This window comes from Testudinibacter aquarius (genome assembly GCF_004342725.1).
Classification (GTDB): domain Bacteria; phylum Pseudomonadota; class Gammaproteobacteria; order Enterobacterales; family Pasteurellaceae; genus Chelonobacter; species Chelonobacter aquarius.
On sequence record NZ_SMCP01000001.1, the window covers coordinates 59,104 to 78,397 of the forward strand.

A 19,294-nucleotide genomic window follows, 5' to 3' on the forward strand; every position below is an offset into this window, starting at 1 on the left:
AAATAGTAACTAGCATTACTAAGTTGTTCAAAACTTACTTTAACAAATAACTAGCCGTGATAGCAAGGCAAAGCGCCGATCCAAAGTGCGGTAATTTAGCAAGAATGAGAATGTAGAATCACAATAAAGTGAGGAAATTTAGGGTGGACTCCCTCCCAGCTGAATCTCGGCACACGGAAATTTGACTTGGGCTGCTTTCTTCCGAACCTGACCCGGTGAACCAAACACCATTGCGAGGAACCAAGAGGGAATCCATTGGATTAACGGCTGATAGCAAACTGTGCCGTTAAGTGCGGTGCATTGTCCTACAATTAGCCTTGCAATGCAAGTTTAAGTGCTGCAGTTTAAGGGGAACGCTGCTTATTTATCATGCATTCAGTTGTTTTTCGCCAATGATTTTGCTATAACTTTTTAGCGTCTAATTCAAAGCCAGAGGTATTGCAATGTCAAACGTTCTCAACCAACTGATTGATTTACTCACCCTTGAAACCATTGACGATCACTATTTTCGGGGGCAAAGCGTCGATCTGGGCTTGCGCCAAGTATTCGGCGGGCAAGTGATTGCGCAGGCTCTTGCTGCCGGTATCAATGTCGCACCAGCGGATCGGACTCTACACTCATGCCATGCTTATTTTTTACGCAGCGGTGATGCGCAGCACCCGATCTTATACGATGTGGAAACCCTGCGTGAAGGACGCAGCTTTACTGCACTTCGGATTAAAGCCATTCAACACAATGAGCCGATTTGCCATGTCACGGCTTCTTTTCAACGTGCCGAGCCTGGCTTTGATCACCAAAGCCCAATGCCGGAAATTGAGCCGCCGGATCAACTGATCAACGAACTGGAAGCCGTGCGTGCAGTTGCACAATATTTGCCACCGTCAATCAAACAGACACTGATTGCCGACCGTCCATTTGATGTGCGGGCAAAATATTTGAATAACCCGTTCCAAGGGCGTGAGTTTCCAGCACAACAATATGCCTGGTTTAAAGCCAACGGGCAAGTGCCGGAAGATTTAAAAATCAATCAATGCCTGTTGGCCTATTTTTCTGATTTTCACTGTCTACTGACCGCACTTCACCCGCACAAAAAAGGCTTTTTGGAAAAAGGCATGAAAGTCGCCACCATCGACCATGCAATTTGGTTTCACCGTCCGTTTGATCTCAATGATTGGTTGTTGCATGCGGTGGAAAGCAATAATGCTTATGGCGCACGCGGTCTGGCTCGAGGACAGATTTTTGATCAAAACGGAAAGCTGATTGCCACCACTCAGCAGGAGGGATTGATTCGTTTTTCTGCTGAATAAAAAAGATAGATAAAAGTGCGGTAACAAAATAAAAAGAGAAGTCGAGTTGGTCGATAAGCCGGGTTCTGTCGTGGACAATCATTCCTCTAGGCGTTGGTTTGCACCAACGCTCAAGCAACCTACCCGAACTCTGAGCGGGCACACCCATTGAGTTCCTATTTGGTCTTGCTACGAGTGGAGTTTACCCTGCAACGAACCGTTACCGGTCGCCCGGTGCGCTCTTACCGCACCCTTTCACCCTTACCTGTGCTTAAAAAAGCCATCGGCGGTTTGCTCTCTGTTGCACTTGTCGTAGGCTCGCGCCCCCCGGACGTTATCCGGCACTCTGCCCTATGTAGCCCGGACTTTCCTCTCGTCTACTTGTCCTCTAGGTTATTTTGCGACGGTGACGCCGCAACAACGGTTGAGAGCTTCAATAAACCAGCGATTGCCTGACCAACTCGCTGCGCAGTATAACTAAATTTTGTTAATGAAGATAGCCTTTTACACCGGACTTGCTAAATTACGCTGTTGGGATAGAATGCTTTCATCATCAGAATAACCGCTTAATATAAGGTTTTTATGAACTATATTCAGATTGGACAAGAAACATTGTCGATTGCAGAACTCGCCCTTAACCGTCTCAGCTCACGCTTGGACGATCAATTTTCACAAGTGGTTGAAGCGATTTTGCAATGCCAAGGACGTTTAGTGGTCGCCGGAATTGGTAAATCCGGTTTAATCGGGAAGAAAATGGTGGCAACTTTCGCCTCCACCGGCACACCCAGTTTTTTTCTACACCCGACCGAGGCGTTTCATGGCGATCTCGGCATGCTGAAGCCGGTCGATATTGTGATTTTGATCTCTTACAGTGGCGAAACTGATGATGTCAATAAGCTGATTCCCAGCCTGAAAAATTTTGGCAACTGCATTATTGCCATGACCGGCAATCCTGAATCCACCTTGGCAAAACATGCCGATTATATCTTGGATATTGCAGTTGCACGTGAAGCTTGCCCCAACAATCTGGCACCGACGACTTCGGCACTGGTGACCTTAGCACTGGGCGATGCGATTGCGATTGCGCTGATCAAAGCCCGCGATTTTCAGCCGATGGATTTTGCCCGCTTCCATCCGGGCGGCAGTTTGGGGCGCCGTTTACTCAGCAGAGTACGCGATATGATGCAAACCAGCTTGCCGATAGTCAGCCCGGAAACCGCCTTTGCCGACTGTGTCGCCAAAATGACCGAAGGCCGCATGGGGATTGCAATTGTGATGGAAGATGAAAATTTGAAGGGTATCATTACCGACGGCGATATCCGTCGTGCGTTCACCGCCAAAGGGATCAAATGTGTCCGCCTGCAAGCCAAAGATATTATGTCGTCTAATCCAAAAACGATCCAAGCCGACGCCTATCTCAATCAAGCGGAAGAGTATATGCGCCAACATAAAATTCACTCATTAATCGTGTTGGAACAACAGAAAGTGGTCGGGCTGTTTGAATTTTCGTATTAGTTACAGCAGGAGGCAGAGCAAAAAGATGAACAATAAATTGAACAACATCAAATTGGTGATCACCGATATCGACGGCGTGCTGACCGACGGCAGTTTATATTACGATGCCAACGGCGAAGCCTTGAAATGTTTCCATGTGCGTGACGGCTTGGGCATTCGCATGTTGATCGAATCCGGAATTCAAGTGGCGGCGCTGTCAGGACGTGACTCGCCGATTTTGCGCAAACGGATTGCCGATCTGAAAATCGATCTGTTTTTGCTCGGTAAATTAGAAAAAGAGAGCGCCTGTTTTGAACTGATGCAACAAGCCGGTGTCAGCGCCGAACAAACTGCTTATATCGGCGATGACAGCGTGGATTTACCCGCTTTTGCCGTTTGCGGCTTCTCCGCCGCCGTTGCCGATGCGCCGGATTACGTTAAACAAGCCGCCGACCGCACTTTAAGCCTTGCCGGCGGCAAAGGGGCTTTTCGCGAACTGTCCGACCTGATTTTGGCGGTACAAGGCAAAGATCACATTTATCGCAGTGCGCAAGGCTTTCTCGCTGCGGCAAAAAAAATGGCGCAGTAGTAGCTGTTGGTTACCCCGCTTTAAAATGCGCTAGCCCAAATTGGTACAGCGCGTTTTTTTTATAACCGTAAAGCTCGGCAACAATCGCAGCCGCTTTTTTCAGCGGCAGTTCTTGGCTAATCAGCTCTAACGCTTTGGTTGCGTCGGTAGAAAATTCACTTTCCTCAACCGCACTTTGCCCTTCGACAATCAGCACCATTTCGCCTTTGGTACGGTTGTCATCTTGTTGCAACCACGCTAATAAATTTTCAATGCTATCGCCGTGAATGCTTTCCCAAGTCTTGGTCAGTTCACGCGCCAACACCACATAGCGCGTGCTGCCCAACACGCTTTGCATATCCTGTAGGCTGTCCAGAATCCGGTGGGTCGATTCATAAAAAATCAGGGTGCGTGGCTCGGCTCTCAGCAATTCGAATTTATCACGTCTGGCTTTACTTTTTGCCGGTAAAAATCCTTCAAAACAGAAACGATCAGAAGCGATTCCGGCGGCACAAAGTGCGGTTATTGCAGCACAAGCACCGGGAATCGGCACGACTTTAATCCCGGCTTGTCGACATTGACGCACTAAATGAAAGCCCGGATCGCTGATCAAGGGTGTTCCGGCATCAGAAATCAACGCAATATTTTCGCCCTGCTGCAATCGAGCAACCAGACTATCGGCTTTTTGCTGTTCATTATGATCATGCAGCGCCAGCAGCGGTTTTTTGATGCCGTAATGGCTCAACAATATCCCACTGTGACGGGTATCTTCCGCTGCAATCCGATCAACTGTCGCTAAAATTGTCAGCGCCCGCTGGCTGATATCCTGCAAATTCCCGATAGGGGTGGCAACGATATATAAAATTCCTGCTTGATTATCCATAAATTATTACGTCTTTGATTGATTTTAGTGTTTGAGATAAGTAAGATCGAGCTTATTATTCTAACGAATTTGGAGCTGCTATGTCTAAGACTAATCTGCCTAAAGCCAATGTTGTGGCCATTTTGCTACAAAGTTGCAACATTAAATCCCTGTTAATGCCGTTTTTAATGGTGTTATTCCTTGCCGCTTGCGGTACTGATATTTTTTCCGGTTCCGGTGGTAGTCTGCTGCAACGTGACGCCAATGCCAGCTCTGAGTTTTACTTAAACCGCGCGGAACAAGCCACCAATAATACCGAAAAGACCAATTATCAGCTCTTGGCAGCACGGGTTCTGTTGACTGAAAACAAAATGAGTCAAGCGGAAAGTCTGCTCGCTTCTTTACAAAAATTGGATAAAGAGCAAACATTGGATAAAAATTTGCTTATGGCACAAATTTATGCCAACAAGCGTGCCAACAGCGATGCCAACACAGCGTTACAAGCGGTTCCGTTCAATCAGCTGAGCAATTCACAAAAAGCACGCTACTATATCACTCAAGCTAAAATTGCCGATAATCAAAATAATTTGACCGATGCGTTGCGATCGCTAGTATTCGCCGACCAGGTGATCAGCGATACCGAACGCAAACAGCAAAATATCAATAATATCTGGAAATTGCTGCGTGCCGGTAACGCCACCACCTTGCGCAATATTGCGCCGGAAAGCGGTGATATTGCCTTGAACGGCTGGCTGTCGTTGATCAATGCTTATAACAGCAATATCGCCCAGCCGGAAAATCTGCGTAATGCAATTCAAAGCTGGCGCAGTGCTTACCCGAACCACAGCGCTGCCTACTTGCTGCCGATTGAAATTCAGGATGCACTGAATTATCAACAAGTAAGCTTAAGCAATATCGCTCTGTTACTGCCGACCAGTGGCAACGCTCAATTGATCGGTAACACAATTAAAAAAGGCTTTGATGATGCGCGTGGACAAAGTGCGGTGACAATCACCACTTACGACACCATGACCACACCCATGGCGGATATTATCGCCCAAGCAAAAGCTAACGGGGCACAAGCCATTGTCGGGCCTTTGATCAAAAACCAGGTTGATAACCTGCTGGCAGGTGATACCAGTGGTTTGCAAGTATTGGCGCTCAATTCTACCGCCAATGCACAGCCCATCGCCAACGTCTGTTATTATGGTCTATCCCCTGAAGCAGAAGCCCGTTCAGCAGCTGACCGTATCTGGAATGACGGTATCCGCAATCCGTTGGTGATTGTGCCACAAAATGATTTGGGGCAACGCACCGCGTCTGCATTCAATTTACGTTGGCAGCAATTAGCCGCAACTGATGCTTCAACTCAGTTTTATCATTCACCTAATGATATTTTAGCGGCATTGCAAAGCGGCTTAGGCAATTCACAGAGTGAACAACGCAGTGAAACGATTGCGGCAATTACCGGTGCTAATGTACAAACTAATAGCTACACGCGTGAAGATATTCAAGCGTTATATATTGTTGCCGACAGCAACGATTTACTGGATATTAAAAATACCATCAATAATTCTGCTTATGGTCGCAATTTGAAACTATATGCGACTTCACGTAGTAATTCACCAAATAACGGTCCTGATTATCGTCTGACAATGGAAGGATTGAAATTCAGTGAAATTCCTTTCCTGAGCGATACCCAAAACAGCCAATACAACCAAGTCGCCAATGCATTGGGTGGCGATTATTCGCTGATCCGTTTATATGCAATGGGTTCAGATGCTTGGTTATTAATTAATAAATTCAATGAATTACGGCAAATTCCAGGATATACAATTAACGGTTTAACCGGTAAGTTAAGCGCTGGTAACGGCTGTAATATTGATCGTGATATGACGTGGCTTGAATACCAAGGCGGAGTGATTCGCATATTAAATTAATTGCAACCATTCGAAATATGCTGGGCGGCAATAACCCTATTAGAAAAAGTGCGGTCTCCAATACTCGGCAGCAAGGGGCGCGATTTGAACATCAAGCGCGCCGCTTTTTGCAACAACAAGGATTGAAGTTCATCGCCGCTAACCAATTCTTCCCCTGTGGTGAATTAGATTTAATTATGCAGGATGGCGACTTTATGGTTTTTGTCGAAGTGCGTCAACGCAGTGATAGCCGCTTTGGTGACGCTTGGGAAAGTATTTCTGCCCAAAAACAACGGCGCTGGATTAAGGCTGCTGAGGCCTGGTTGAACCAACAACATAAAAGTTTGGAAACCTGTGCCTGCCGCTTTGATTTAATCACTTTTGATCAACATAGAGATCAACCTGAACCGCACTTTCATTGGTTTAAACATTTTATTGAATTTAATCATTAACAATCGATATGAATGATAACAATTTGTTAGACAAAGTTAAAAATACTTTCACCGAAAGCATTCAAACCCAAATTTCGGCAACCGAAAGCCTGTCAGATAGTATCGTGCAAGCCTCTGAAATGCTGGTCGGCTGCTTACTTGACGGGCATAAAATCATTGTCTGCGGCAATGGGCGCTCAAATGCCAATGCACAATTTCTGGTGACCAATTTACTGCACCGCTACCACTTAGAACGTCCCAGCTTACCGGCACTATTAATCGGTTTGGACGGCGCCCTCGGTGCCTCGATTATTGCCGACAACAATCCGGCACAAATTTTCTTGCGCCAATTTGAATGTGTCGCACAACCCGGTGATGTACTGATTCTGCTTTCGCCACAAGGCCGTGAAGAGGCGGTGTTGAATTTGATTCATGCCGCTAACAGCAAAGAGCTGCCGATTATCACGCTGACAGGCAGACAAAACGATCATATCCGCGGAGCCTTGGGTGAAGATGACTTAGATATTTCAATTCCGGCACAAAAAGAAGCTAGAATTATTGAAAATCACCTCCTTGTGATCAATATTTTGTGCGACTTGATTGAACATCGCCTGTTTTCCCATTAATATGAAACACTAAATTCAGATAAACTCTAATTTCAGGAGCGTCTATGCTACGTACTATGCCATGCACGACAACCGCCTCAAAACTTATTAAAGTCAGTTTTCTTTTGCTTGCGACCTTAGGTCTACAAGCTTGCATCACCACCGCCGTGGTCGGCACGGCTGCCGTTGCAACCAAAGTCGCAACCGATCCACGTACCGCTGGTACCCAAATTGATGATGAAACCCTCGAGGTTCGGGTCTCTTCCGCTTTAAACAAAGATCCTGAAATTAAAGAAGACGCCCGTATCAATATTATCTCTTACAACACTAAAGTATTATTAATCGGACAAGTACCAAATGAATCTCTGCGCGAGACAGCTAAAAATCTTGCCAGTGGGGTCGATGGGGTGACCGATATCTATAATGAGATTCGTGTCGGTGGAAAAATCGGTTTTGGACAAATCAGTACCGACAGTTGGATCACCACCAGAATCAAATCCAAACTGCTGCTGAACTCTGCGGTTAAATCTACTGATGTAAAAGTGGTCACCGAAAACGGCGAAGTATTTCTAATGGGAAATGTGACTCAGGCGCAAGCCAATGCCGCTGCTGAAGATGCTCGCTATGTCGGTGGAGTAAGCAAAGTCATCAAGGTATTCTCTTATATTAATTAATCGAGAATCTTCAATTGGATTCTGGCCAGCAAGGATATCGTTTTGCAAACAATCAAACAGTACGCCTTAAATCAGTTTGCGGCTGCCGACTATAAAAAAATCAGTAGCATATTGTTACTCTGCGCCGTGTTAAGCGCCTGTAGCGTCAGTGAACCGGAAAAAACCATCGCTTATGTCGATCAACACTCACCGCTTTGGCAACAGCAACTGCAACATTTAAATCAGATCAAAACCTACCGTAGTAGCGGTCAACTGGGCTATATTAGCCCAGAAGAACGGTTTTCCACCCGTTTCGATTGGCAATTTGTGGACGATCAGCACTATCAACTACATCTATCTTCCGCCTTGAGCGCCACGACCATGACTTTCCGCATGACCCCGCAAGGCTTGGTGGTCACGGATAATAAAGGCAACCGACGCGCGGCAGATAATCCACAAGCGCTACTGCAAGAGATAGTCGGCATGGAATTTCCAATCGAACTGTTCAGCTACTGGCTAAAAGGCCAACCACAAGGCAGCAACCAGTATAAAGTCGGGCAAGATTATGTGTTGGCTGAGTTAAATTACACTATCAACGGACAGCGCTGGCAGGCAAAATATACTGATTACTACTTGCAGCAACAGCCGCCGCTCCCCAAAGATATTCTGATTTCCGGTGAACGACAACAATTGAAAATTCGGGTTGACGAGTGGAAATTTTAAATAGGATGAACCAATCTTATCACTTCAACAGCGCAGTTCTGAGTGAAAATGCGCTGCAACAGCGTTATCCTTGCCCAGCTAAACTCAATCTATTTTTATACATTAATCGCCAACGTAGCGACGGGTACCATGAGCTGCAAACCCTATTTCAGTTTCTGGACTACGGCGACTGGCTCACGGTTGATATAAGAAACGACACTCAAATTAATCTCACACCGCACTTAGATGGCGTTCGCCCTGAACACAACTTAGTTTACCGTGCCGCAAGGCTACTGCAACAGCATAGTGGCTGCCGGTTTGGTGCCGATCTGCATTTAGACAAGGTATTACCGATGGGCGGTGGGCTCGGTGGTGGTTCATCGAATGCAGCAACCGCACTTGTAGTGCTGAACCAACTTTGGCAGCTCAATCTGGATTTGGGCAGCTTAGCAAAGCTGGGACTCAGTCTCGGTGCTGATGTTCCGATTTTTATTTATGGCAATGCCGCTTTTGCTGAAGGGGTTGGCGAAGAATTAACTGCTTGTTATCCTGAAGAAAAATGGTATTTAGTGGCTAAACCCAATGTCAGTATCGCTACCGCCGACATTTTTGCTGATCCCGCACTGCCACGCCATACTCCTAAAAAATCGCTAACGACACTATTAAAACAAGAATTTTCCAATGATTGTGAAAAAATTGTCAGGGATCACTATCCTGAGGTTGAACATTTGCTAAACTGGTTGCTACAATATGCACCTGCACGGCTAACAGGAACCGGCGCCTGTGTTTTCGCCGAATTTGACAATAAAATAGCCGCACAACAAGTATGTAAACAATTACCCAATACTATAAATGCTTTTGTTGCACGAGGAATGAACCACTCACCGTTGCATATTTTGCTCGGAAAAACCAGATAAAGTCTGATATAACGCACTGACGAGATAAGATTTTACAGTAAATTTCACAGATTGCAGCGCAATCATAATTTTCAATATCCAACTTGGGGTTAAAACATGCCTGACATGAAGCTTTTTGCCGGAAACGCCACACCGGCTTTGGCCAAAAAAATTTCCGAACGCCTATATACTTCTCTCGGTAAAGCGACCGTCGGTCGTTTCAGCGACGGTGAAATCAACGTTCAGATCAATGAAAATGTACGGGGAAGTGATGTGTTTATCATTCAGTCCACCTGTGCGCCAACCAACGACAACCTGATGGAATTGATTGTAATGGTGGATGCTTTACGACGTGCCTCTGCTGGTCGTATCACGGCAGTCATTCCTTATTTCGGCTATGCACGACAAGATCGCCGCGTCCGTTCTGCCCGTGTGCCGATCACTGCCAAAGTCGTTGCCGACTTTCTTTCCAGCGTCGGAATTGACCGTGTGCTAACCTGCGACCTACACGCCGAACAGATTCAAGGCTTCTTCGATGTGCCGGTTGATAACGTTTTTGGCTCACCGGTTTTAATCAACGATATCGTCAAAAAAACCGACTTGACCAATCCAATCGTGGTTTCACCGGATATCGGCGGGGTTGTGCGTGCCAGAGCGGTTGCCAAGTTATTAAATGACACCGATATGGCGATTATCGACAAACGTCGCCCACGCGCTAATGTGTCGCAAGTCATGCATATTATCGGCGAAGTCGCTGGTCGGGATTGCATTCTGGTTGATGACATGATCGATACCGGTGGTACATTATGCAAGGCTGCCGATGCACTCAAAGAACGTGGCGCGCGTCGTGTTTACGCCTACGCAACTCACCCGATTTTCTCCGGTAATGCAGCACAAAATATTGCTAGCGGCGCAATCGATGAAATCGTCGTCACCGACACCATCCCACTTGCCCCTGAAATCGAAGCATTGAACAAAGTGCGGATCTTAACCCTGTCCGGCATGTTGGCAGAAGCCATCCGCAGAATCAACAACGAAGAGTCCATCTCAGCTATGTTTGACTAGGTGAACTTCTTTCTATAAATAACTGCGCTGTAAAAGTGAAAAAACTTCAACCATAACAGCGCAGTTTTTTTACGGATAAATATTGGCTAATGTTACTTAAAAATATGAAATAGTGGGAAAGTGTTCTGGTGCCCCCAACAGGACTTGAACCTGTGACCAATCGATTATGAGTCGACTGCTCTGACCAACTGAGCTATGGGGGCAAAATACGGTATGTATGAAGAGATGAAATTATAGAGGAATCGCTAAGCTAAGTCTATATACTCAAAATTGGTTGACTAAAAAACAAGCTTGATTCACTAAGAAAAAAGTGCGGTCGAAACAGCCGTCCAACCGCACTTTTATCAATTTAAGTAAAATTGTCTATCGCTATTCATCCAAAAAGCTCTTGAGGTTTTCTGAGCGGCTCGGATGACGCAATTTACGCAGTGCTTTAGCTTCGATTTGACGAATTCGTTCACGGGTTACATCAAATTGTTTACCCACCTCTTCCAAGGTGTGGTCGGTATTCATATCGATCCCGAAACGCATCCGCAACACTTTGGCTTCACGCGGAGTCAGTCCGTCTAACACTTCTTGCGTCGCCATTTTCAAGCTTTCAGCAGTGGCCGAATCCAACGGTAGCTCCAAGGTACTATCTTCGATAAAATCACCTAAATGTGAATCGTCGTCATCACCAATCGGCGTTTCCATCGAAATTGGTTCTTTGGCGATTTTCAGCACTTTACGGATTTTATCTTCCGGCATATTCATGCGTTCCGCCAACTCTTCCGGTGTGGCATCACGCCCCATTTCCTGCAACATTTGACGCGAAATACGATTTAATTTATTAATGGTTTCAATCATATGCACTGGAATACGAATCGTGCGTGCCTGATCGGCAATCGAACGAGTGATCGCCTGACGGATCCACCAAGTTGCATAGGTAGAAAATTTATAACCACGCCGATATTCAAATTTATCTACCGCTTTCATCAAGCCGATATTGCCCTCTTGAATCAGATCCAAGAACTGTAGCCCACGGTTAGTGTATTTTTTGGCAATCGAAATTACCAAACGCAAGTTGGCTTCCACCATCTCTTTTTTGGCGCGGCGGGCTTTCAGTTCGCCTTGCGAAATCCGTTCACCGATTTCACGAATTTGTGCTACCGATAGGCTACTGTCTTTTTCAATCACTTCAAACTTACTGATAATGGTACGAATTTCAGGCTCGTAGCTCTGTAATTTCTCCGACCATGGCTTGCCCGCGTTTAACGCTTTAACTAACCAAGTATCACTAGTTTCATGCCCGATAAAGCCTTTCGGGAAGTAACTGCTCGGCACTTTGCTGTATTCATTAACCAAGCGACGCAACAACCGCTCTTCGGTACGGATACGTTTCAACATACCACGCATCAACAACACCAAACTATCAAATTGTTTCGGCACTAAGCGGAATTGTTGGAATACATCCGAAAGTACCGCAATATGTTCTTTGGCTTTTTTACTGGTGCGCCCATGTTTTCTGATCACTTCCAGCGTTACGCTGTACTGCTCTTTTAACTCTGTAAATTTTTGACGGGCAAATTCCGGATCAATACTATTATCAGAATCATCACTATCTGCCGCAGTCCCGTCTTCACTCTCTTCTTCATCATCATCCAGATCTGCAGCGGCGGTTTCACTTTCGCCGTCTTCCTCGTCAAAATTTTCTGACAGTTCCACGGCCTCTTCGGTCACAATGTCATTCAAATCTACAAAACCGGTGATGAGATCGGTCAAACGAATCGTACCGGCTTCAACTTGATCATACTGCTCCAGTAATGAGGTGATCGCTTCCGGATACTCTGCCACCGCACTTTGTACTTCGTTGATCCCTTCTTCAATGCGTTTGGCAATATCAATCTCGCCTTCGCGGGTCAACAGCTCTACGCTGCCCATTTCACGCATATACATTCGCACCGGATCGGTGGTACGACCCAGCTCAGCCTCTACACTCGACAATACTTGTGTGGCTTCTTCTACCGCATCTTCATCGGCGATATTTTCATTCAACATCAAGTCATCAGCATCCGGCGCTGTTTCCAGCACTTGGATTCCCATGTCGTTGATCATTTGAATAATATCTTCAATCTGCTCGGCATCCACCAACTCTTCCGGCAGGTGATCGTTCACCTCAGCAAAAGTTAAATAGCCTTGCTCTTTTCCTTGGGCAATCAGCAGTTTTAATTGAGATTTAGAGGTTTGCTCCATAAATTTGATATCCGCACTTATTGATTATTGAGGTTAAAAGGCAAATTACAGCTGTGGATTATACCATAGCTGCCGATTCCAACCCAACGGATTCTTACCGAATGGATTTATTTGCCTGTAATAATTCCGCTAACTCTTTCTTCTCTTCCAAACTCAAGCGTTGATTTCGATCTTTGGCAATTAGCAATTCCATTCGTTTTTCAATCAACCGGTTATATAGATGATCTAAATTATCCATAAAGGTCTTTTCTACGTTGTCATCGTCGATAAGATGATCCCAAACCGCCAACATTTCAAGGGGCTTCTCGTTTTCTTTTCCGCGCCAATACTCCAAAATCTGCCCCGTGGTCAAGCCGACCCGGCTTTGACATAAGCTTGCCAAACTATAGAACAGCTGAAAGCCGGGGTCATCCAGATCACGCAACGGCTCAATGTCCGGAATGGTTTCCGCCAAACGTGGATTTTGCAGCAGCAACGCAATCAGCAGGCGCATTGGAGTTTGTTTAATTTTAGGCTGTGTCATGACCGCACTTTCGCGCTGTTGTGTGGTTTCGGCAATCAATTTTTGCAGTTGATTCGGGTCAATAATACCCAGTTTGCTGCCCAAGATTTCGACCAAATAGGTACGCAACAACTTGCCCGGAATTTTTTGAATCAACGGCTCGCTGAGTGCCGCTAATTTTGCCTTACCTTCTTTGCTGCTTAAATCCACTTTTTGCAGCAACTGCTCAAACAGAAACTCATTCAGGTTTTTAGCTTGTGCCACAAATGCTAAAAATGCCGTTTTGCCCATTTTTCGGATATAAGAATCCGGATCTTCTCCGTCGGGCAGAAAAACAAATTTTAACTGCCGTCCATCGTGTAAGTGCGGTAACGCATTTTCCAATGCGCGCCATGCTGCATCTCGCCCGGCACGATCGCCGTCGTAGCAGCAGATAATCTGTTCACAGCTGCGAAACAGTTGTTGAATCTGTTCTGAAGTGGTGGCGGTGCCTAATGCAGCAACTGCATTATTTACGCCAAATTGTGCCAAGGCAACCACATCCATATAACCTTCAACCACCAATAAGAAATCCGGTTCAGCATTGTCTTGCAGCGCTTCGTACAATCCGTACAGCTCATTGCCTTTGTGGTAGATCGCAGTTTCCGGCGAATTCAAATACTTCGGCTTTTCATCGCCCAGCACTCGCCCGCCAAACGCAATCACTCGTCCGCGCCGATCACGAATCGGAAACATCAACCGATGCCGAAACCGATCATAAATATTGCCACGGTCATTTTTCGACAACATACCACTGTCCAACAACTGCTGCTGCATTTCTCGGCTTTGTCCGAAACGTTGCAGCACGCTGTCCATACGGTTAGGCACAAAGCCGATTTGATAACGCGCCATCACTTCTGGCGATAAACCGCGTTTTGCTGCATAAGTTTGTGCCGGAATATCGTTTGCCAGATTTTGTTGATAAAAAACGGCAATATCTTGCATCAATTGATGCAGATCACGCTTACTTTGATAACTTAAACTCCCGCCTTTTTCTGAGTCAAATTTTCGCTGCTCACGTGGTACATCCAAGCCGTGCATTGCCGCCAACTCTTCCACGGCTTCCACAAACTCCAACTTGTCATATTCCATTAAAAACCCAATCGCATTGCCATGTGCACCACAACCAAAACAGTGATAGAACTGTTTATTTTGGCTGACAGTAAAAGAGGGCGTTTTCTCATGATGAAAAGGACAGCAAGCCTGGTAATCACGGCCGGCTTTTTTCAATTTGACACGCCCATTAATCAATTCGACAATATCTGTGCGCGCCAAGAGATCATCAATAAATGTTCTTGGAATAGGACCTTTCATCAGTGCAATTGCTCCGCTTCAGGTTATTTTAAATGACGCAATAAAAAGAGAAAATTTTATATAATAAAACCGTGAAGCACTGGGCATCACGGTTTTATTGAATTCTAACAGTTTACCGCCAAAACGGTAGCGCTGTTTAAATTAATATAAACGGGTATGACGGGCGTTTTCGCGAGCCAATTTTTTTGCATGGCGTTTTTGTGCGGACGCTTTTTCACGTTTACGAATAGTAGTTGGTTTTTCGTAGAACTCACGGCTGCGAACTTCGGCTAAGATACCGGCTTTTTCGCATGAACGTTTGAAACGACGTAATGCTACGTCAAAGGATTCGTTTTCACGTACTTTAATTACAGGCATGTGCCATTCACCTCAAAGGAACTTTGTTATTTTAACTTAATTGCCGCACTTAAGACGACAGGACGATATAAAGGTTTGCAATTCTAATGCAAAACATAGCCTAAAGTCAAAGCAAAGTTTAGGGTCTGTTGATATTTGTTTATAATTTGAGCTATAGACTCTTTTTCGTCAATACAAGGCAAAAGTTGTGAAGTTTAGTGGTTCTAAACGAACGGCTTTTAACGCCGTAGTGGCGAAAAAGCGTCATAGTCCAGCGGATTGTGTTTAAAATGAGCACATTCGTCGTTGTAATCCTCATCAATAGTCCCACTATTGATTTCGACTTACGCCTAGATTGTGCTCATTTTAAACGACAACTCAAAATATAAACAAATATCAACAGACCCTATTGTTACCCAAAAAAACTTATGGCTTTTCTGTCGCTCGGCTGGAGAAAAACGCGAAATTTGCGTAGAATATCACTTTATTTGACAGATTCGAAAAACAGGTAATTCTTGAATGCGGATTTTAGGTATTGAAACCTCTTGTGATGAAACCGGCGTGGCTATTTATGATGAACAGCAAGGGCTTGTCGCCAACCAACTGTATTCCCAGATTGCGCTGCACGCCGATTACGGCGGCGTAGTACCGGAACTTGCCTCGCGCGACCATATCCGCAAAACAGCGCCGTTAATTCAAGCTGCCTTGCAAGAAGCCGGACTGCGTCCTGAAGATATCGACGGTGTTGCTTATACCGCCGGCCCCGGTTTGATCGGCGCATTATTAGTCGGCTCGACTATCGCTCGCTCCCTCGCCTATGCCTGGAGTGTGCCTGCCTTGGGGGTACACCACATGGAAGGACACCTGCTTGCGCCAATGCTGGAAGACAATCCGCCTGACTTTCCGTTTATTGCATTGTTAGTGTCCGGCGGACATACGCAATTGGTACAAGTGGACGGTGTCGGGCAGTATCAACTGCTGGGAGAATCGATTGACGATGCCGCCGGCGAAGCCTTTGATAAAACCGCAAAACTGCTAGGATTAGATTATCCCGGTGGTGCAGCGCTGGCAAAACTGGCGCAAAACGGCAAAGTGCGGTTCAAATTTCCGCGCCCAATGACCGATCGCCCAGGCTTGGATTTTAGTTTTTCCGGTTTGAAAACCTTTGCCGCCAACACCATTGCCAACAATCCCAATGACGAGCAAACCCGCGCCGACATTGCATTTGCTTTTCAAGAAGCCGTGGTTGACACTCTCATGATCAAATGCCGCCGAGCCTTACAGCAAACCGGCTTAAAACGGTTGGTGATAGCCGGAGGCGTCAGCGCCAATACCGCACTTCGCCACGGTTTGGCAGAATTAATGCAGCAACTCAACGGCGAAGTTTTTTACCCCGAACCACAATTTTGTACCGACAACGGCGCTATGATTGCTTATGCCGGTTTTTTAAGACTAAAACACGGACAACGCCAAGATCTAGCGATCGAAGTACGGCCACGTTGGAATATGACGGAACTTTCGCCTTTAATCGCGATATAAAATAGCGATATAAAGTGGCGTTATAAATTGGTACTCTTAAATTGGTACTCTAAAGTGGCACTCTAAATTTAACAAATGACTTAACGACTTATACTTGCTTAAAAAAGGAGATTATGATGAAAAATTGGCATGTTTGGCTACTTATCGGCAGTATTTCAATTCTGTTCGGCTTGTTCGCGATTATTAACCCGTTTGCCGCCAGTATTGCGGTGGAACAACTGATTTCTTGGATCTTCATTTTGATCGGGATAATCCAAATTTACTCCGCTTGGAAAACCCAGCGGTTTTCATGGGTGATGTTATCAGGGGTTATCGGACTACTGGTCGGTTTAGTGATGCTGACCAACCCGTTAGTCGCCCTGATCTCGCTCACCGCAACTATCTCCATTTTATTGCTGTGTATCGGCTGTGCCAAACTACTCGCCTCTTGGCGCTTGCGCGGCACACCGTTTTTTGGCTTTGTGATGTTTTCCGGGCTGCTGTCGGTGTTGATCTCAATCGTTATTCTTGCCAACTTGCCGAACGCCGCCGCTAACCTGCTGGGTTTACTGCTGGCAATCGAACTGATTTCAAACGGAATTTCACTGCTGACCTATTCGGTCATCATCAAAAAAATGGAACATGAATAATCGAAAAACAACAAAGTGCGGTCTGCTGAAACCGCACTTGCTCTTTTGTTTACCAATTTATAATTTGTTGAATTAAGGCAAACACATTGCTCTTTATCTTATAAATCAGGACCAATGTCTCCTATCGGTATGGCATCTTTTGAATTTATTTGAATGCAAAGGTTATTTACTAAACTTTTTAAAATTATTTTAGAGTACTCCGACTTTTCCTTAGTATTATCAGATGAATATTCGGGGAAATATCCAGCTATAAATTGTCCGATTGCCGCATTATCAGTAGAGAAATCAGGGCATAATATTAAGATATCATTATAATCATATGCAATACCAAATTTAATTTGAAAACTATTATCAGTAATCCTAACATCCTCTTTTTTATAATATTTCAATTTATATTTCACTAATTGCTCTACATTTTTAGATATAGTAAACCATTCACTTTTAAACTCTAAATCCTTTCTCTTTTCAAGATCAGATCTTAATACTGAAACATCATAGACCACAATATTTGATAAAGATAAAATAGAATTTTTTACTTTATCACTTACTATAAAAGAGAAAGAAAAAACAATCATAGCATATATAAAAGATATTTTAACAAATTGCTCACCATTAGATTTAGAAAACCTTAACAAATATCTATTAACTAATTTCACCCTTAAGCAAGCGAAAAAAACCATATAAAAAATAATTATTAACGCAATAATTTCATTATTAATAATAATTTCAAAAAAATAATTAAAAAACAACTTATCATATCCATAAAAAATAGCAACCAAGAGTAAAATAAATAAAAACCCAAAACATAATGTTATTAAAGATAAGTTATGATTTTCTTTTTTTATTAATTTTATTTGGTTAAATATATTTTTATATTTTATTTTATTATCATTAAGCATCTCAATATCACTTCTTGTATTAATAAAAAATTTCAACTGATAAAATAAAAAATATAATAAAAAAGCTAAAATCAAAAAAACATAATAATCATTATAAACAATATTAAAATATTCATTCGAAAATCTCACATGAATTTCAAAAAGAAGAAAAACAATACCTAAAAGAGATATAGCAACCAATATCTCCTCAAGTTTATCAGAAACTTTTAAATTCATATTGTGAACGGCAAACACACTTAAAATAAAAGAGAATAAGAAATAAGACATATATAAATAAAAATTATTTACAAAATAAATTTCATACTTGAATAAAATTAATTTTAATAAAGAAATTATCAATATAACAAAAAAAGAAAATATATAAACCAATCCAATTTCATGTTTTACTGCATGTTTTTTGATTTCAGAAAAAAGTAAAAAAACGCCTAAAAGTGGAAAGAAAGTAATATAAATAAATATACCTAGTGAAACATTAGAATCACTATATAAAGATATTTTATCAATATCCTCTAAATAAGAAGCAAAAGCATTCTGAATAGCACATAGAACAAAAAATGGAAAAATGATTATTACATTTCTAACAAAAGTCCTTTCCGTATTATTTGCAATCTTTTTAGTCTGTTCATAAATACGTTTACTATACATAAAACCTCCCAAGCTATTGTTTCCGCTTAAACTTACTCCACATTTTATCCTCCTGTCCACGCCACAGGCGTTGGATATTTTCGTGGTGGCGGTAGATCAGTAGGCAGCAGACGAGGGCGACGGGGAAGGTGAATTCCGGTTTGAAATAGTAAACGTAAAATGGGACTAAAAGTGCGGTTATCACGGCGCTGAGCGAGGAATAGCCACTGATTAAAAAGACCAATAGCCATGTGCCGAGCATGCTGCCCGCGACACCCCACGCAATCGGCGAAATTGCGCCGAAAGCAGTTGCTACGCCTTTGCCGCCTTTAAAGCCGAAATAGAGTGGGAAGCAGTGCCCTAAGCAAGCCGCCAGTGCAACCATTCCCAGTTCAAAATGGGTCAGTTTTAAGTAGTAACCTGCCCAGACCGGCAGCATGCCTTTCAAGATATCCAACACCAATACCAGCAATGCCACCCATTTTCCACCGCTACGCAACACATTGGTCGCCCCCGGATTACCGGAGCCGACACTGCGCGGATCGGGCAATCCTGCCAAGCGAGAAAGCAAAATGGCACTGGAAATGGAGCCTAACAAGTAAGCAAAAATCATGTAAAAAACAGCAAACAGGCTCATAACAACCTCACTGGCTTCGCAATTAAACGTGAAGAATCTTGATAATATGATCCATTGTACCT

Annotated in this window: 18 protein-coding genes, 1 tRNA gene and 2 other RNA genes; 12 read left to right on the plus strand and 9 right to left on the minus strand. The window is 44.1% G+C overall.

The window, feature by feature from the left end:
• Positions 1-149 precede the first annotated feature (149 nt).
• Positions 150-247, minus strand: an RNA gene (ffs, locus tag EDC16_RS00255) — signal recognition particle sRNA small type.
• A 196-nt stretch (positions 248-443) separates the two neighbouring features.
• On the opposite strand from ffs, the gene tesB reads away from it, so the two are divergent.
• The gene (gene tesB / locus EDC16_RS00260) at positions 444-1,307 is read left to right on the plus strand and encodes an acyl-CoA thioesterase II (protein WP_132964225.1); all 864 of its coding nucleotides are present in this window, start codon (positions 444-446) and stop codon (positions 1,305-1,307) included.
• Positions 1,308-1,345: 38 nt separating this feature from the next.
• On the opposite strand, the gene rnpB is transcribed toward tesB, so the two are convergent.
• An RNA gene (gene rnpB, locus EDC16_RS00265) (RNase P RNA component class A) lies at positions 1,346-1,750 on the minus strand.
• A gap of 118 nt (positions 1,751-1,868) precedes the next feature.
• Between rnpB and EDC16_RS00270 the strand changes: the two genes are divergently transcribed.
• Together EDC16_RS00270 and EDC16_RS00275 are read left to right on the plus strand one after the other, a co-directional pair.
• The gene (locus EDC16_RS00270) at positions 1,869-2,801 is read left to right on the plus strand and encodes a KpsF/GutQ family sugar-phosphate isomerase (RefSeq protein ID WP_132964227.1); all 933 of its coding nucleotides are present in this window, start codon (positions 1,869-1,871) and stop codon (positions 2,799-2,801) included.
• A gap of 25 nt (positions 2,802-2,826) precedes the next feature.
• Positions 2,827-3,369 (plus strand): KdsC family phosphatase, encoded by a 543-nt coding sequence (locus EDC16_RS00275; RefSeq protein ID WP_132964229.1) that lies wholly within the window; start codon positions 2,827-2,829, stop codon positions 3,367-3,369.
• 10 nt (positions 3,370-3,379) lie between these two features.
• Here EDC16_RS00275 and rsmI read toward each other — a convergent pair whose 3' ends face one another.
• Positions 3,380-4,231: a 16S rRNA (cytidine(1402)-2'-O)-methyltransferase gene (rsmI, locus tag EDC16_RS00280; protein ID WP_132964231.1), complete on the minus strand. Its 852-nt coding sequence runs from the start codon at positions 4,229-4,231 to the stop codon at positions 3,380-3,382.
• Positions 4,232-4,344: 113 nt separating this feature from the next.
• Here rsmI and EDC16_RS00285 point away from each other — a divergent pair, with 113 nt between their 5' ends.
• The 7 genes from EDC16_RS00285 (at position 4,345) to EDC16_RS00315 (ending at position 10,481) form a co-directional block, all read left to right on the plus strand.
• Positions 4,345-6,150, plus strand: coding sequence for a penicillin-binding protein activator (locus EDC16_RS00285; RefSeq protein ID WP_132964757.1), 1,806 nt, complete (start codon positions 4,345-4,347; stop codon positions 6,148-6,150).
• Positions 6,151-6,167: 17 nt separating this feature from the next.
• Positions 6,168-6,581 (plus strand): YraN family protein, encoded by a 414-nt coding sequence (locus EDC16_RS00290; RefSeq protein WP_132964233.1) that lies wholly within the window; start codon positions 6,168-6,170, stop codon positions 6,579-6,581.
• Between the two features lie 23 nt (positions 6,582-6,604).
• On the plus strand, positions 6,605-7,186 hold the full coding sequence (locus EDC16_RS00295; RefSeq protein WP_132964759.1) for a D-sedoheptulose-7-phosphate isomerase: 582 nt from the start codon (positions 6,605-6,607) through the stop codon (positions 7,184-7,186).
• Between the two features lie 56 nt (positions 7,187-7,242).
• Positions 7,243-7,839, plus strand: a complete 597-nt coding sequence (dolP, locus tag EDC16_RS00300; protein WP_132964761.1) for a division/outer membrane stress-associated lipid-binding lipoprotein — start codon at positions 7,243-7,245, stop codon at positions 7,837-7,839.
• 42 nt (positions 7,840-7,881) lie between these two features.
• Positions 7,882-8,541 carry a lipoprotein insertase outer membrane protein LolB gene (gene lolB / locus EDC16_RS00305; protein ID WP_157330454.1) on the plus strand — a complete coding sequence of 220 codons (660 nt, stop codon included), beginning with the start codon at positions 7,882-7,884 and terminating at the stop codon, positions 8,539-8,541.
• 5 nt (positions 8,542-8,546) lie between these two features.
• Positions 8,547-9,437, plus strand: coding sequence for a 4-(cytidine 5'-diphospho)-2-C-methyl-D-erythritol kinase (gene ispE / locus EDC16_RS00310; protein WP_132964237.1), 891 nt, complete (start codon positions 8,547-8,549; stop codon positions 9,435-9,437).
• A gap of 96 nt (positions 9,438-9,533) precedes the next feature.
• Positions 9,534-10,481: a ribose-phosphate pyrophosphokinase gene (locus EDC16_RS00315; protein WP_132964239.1), complete on the plus strand. Its 948-nt coding sequence runs from the start codon at positions 9,534-9,536 to the stop codon at positions 10,479-10,481.
• A gap of 126 nt (positions 10,482-10,607) precedes the next feature.
• Here the strand turns inward: EDC16_RS00315 and EDC16_RS00320 are convergent.
• The 4 genes from EDC16_RS00320 to rpsU all read right to left on the minus strand — a co-directional run bounded on the left by EDC16_RS00320 (position 10,608) and on the right by rpsU (position 14,925).
• Positions 10,608-10,684 (minus strand) — tRNA-Ile (locus tag EDC16_RS00320).
• Between the two features lie 166 nt (positions 10,685-10,850).
• Positions 10,851-12,713 (minus strand): RNA polymerase sigma factor RpoD, encoded by a 1,863-nt coding sequence (rpoD, locus tag EDC16_RS00325; protein ID WP_132964242.1) that lies wholly within the window; start codon positions 12,711-12,713, stop codon positions 10,851-10,853.
• A gap of 94 nt (positions 12,714-12,807) precedes the next feature.
• The gene (gene dnaG / locus EDC16_RS00330; RefSeq protein ID WP_132964244.1) at positions 12,808-14,568 is read right to left on the minus strand and encodes a DNA primase; all 1,761 of its coding nucleotides are present in this window, start codon (positions 14,566-14,568) and stop codon (positions 12,808-12,810) included.
• Positions 14,569-14,709: 141 nt separating this feature from the next.
• On the minus strand, positions 14,710-14,925 hold the full coding sequence (gene rpsU / locus EDC16_RS00335; protein WP_034614227.1) for a 30S ribosomal protein S21: 216 nt from the start codon (positions 14,923-14,925) through the stop codon (positions 14,710-14,712).
• A 498-nt stretch (positions 14,926-15,423) separates the two neighbouring features.
• Here rpsU and tsaD point away from each other — a divergent pair, with 498 nt between their 5' ends.
• Positions 15,424-16,443 (plus strand): tRNA (adenosine(37)-N6)-threonylcarbamoyltransferase complex transferase subunit TsaD, encoded by a 1,020-nt coding sequence (tsaD, locus tag EDC16_RS00340; protein ID WP_132964245.1) that lies wholly within the window; start codon positions 15,424-15,426, stop codon positions 16,441-16,443.
• Positions 16,444-16,556: 113 nt separating this feature from the next.
• Positions 16,557-17,072, plus strand: coding sequence for an HdeD family acid-resistance protein (locus EDC16_RS00345; RefSeq protein WP_132964247.1), 516 nt, complete (start codon positions 16,557-16,559; stop codon positions 17,070-17,072).
• Between the two features lie 98 nt (positions 17,073-17,170).
• Here the strand turns inward: EDC16_RS00345 and EDC16_RS00350 are convergent, their stop codons facing one another.
• Both EDC16_RS00350 and plsY read right to left on the minus strand, forming a co-directional pair.
• Positions 17,171-18,616, minus strand: coding sequence for a hypothetical protein (locus EDC16_RS00350; protein ID WP_132964249.1), 1,446 nt, complete (start codon positions 18,614-18,616; stop codon positions 17,171-17,173).
• Between the two features lie 13 nt (positions 18,617-18,629).
• On the minus strand, positions 18,630-19,232 hold the full coding sequence (gene plsY, locus EDC16_RS00355) for a glycerol-3-phosphate 1-O-acyltransferase PlsY (protein ID WP_132964251.1): 603 nt from the start codon (positions 19,230-19,232) through the stop codon (positions 18,630-18,632).
• Positions 19,233-19,294: the final 62 nt, after the last annotated feature.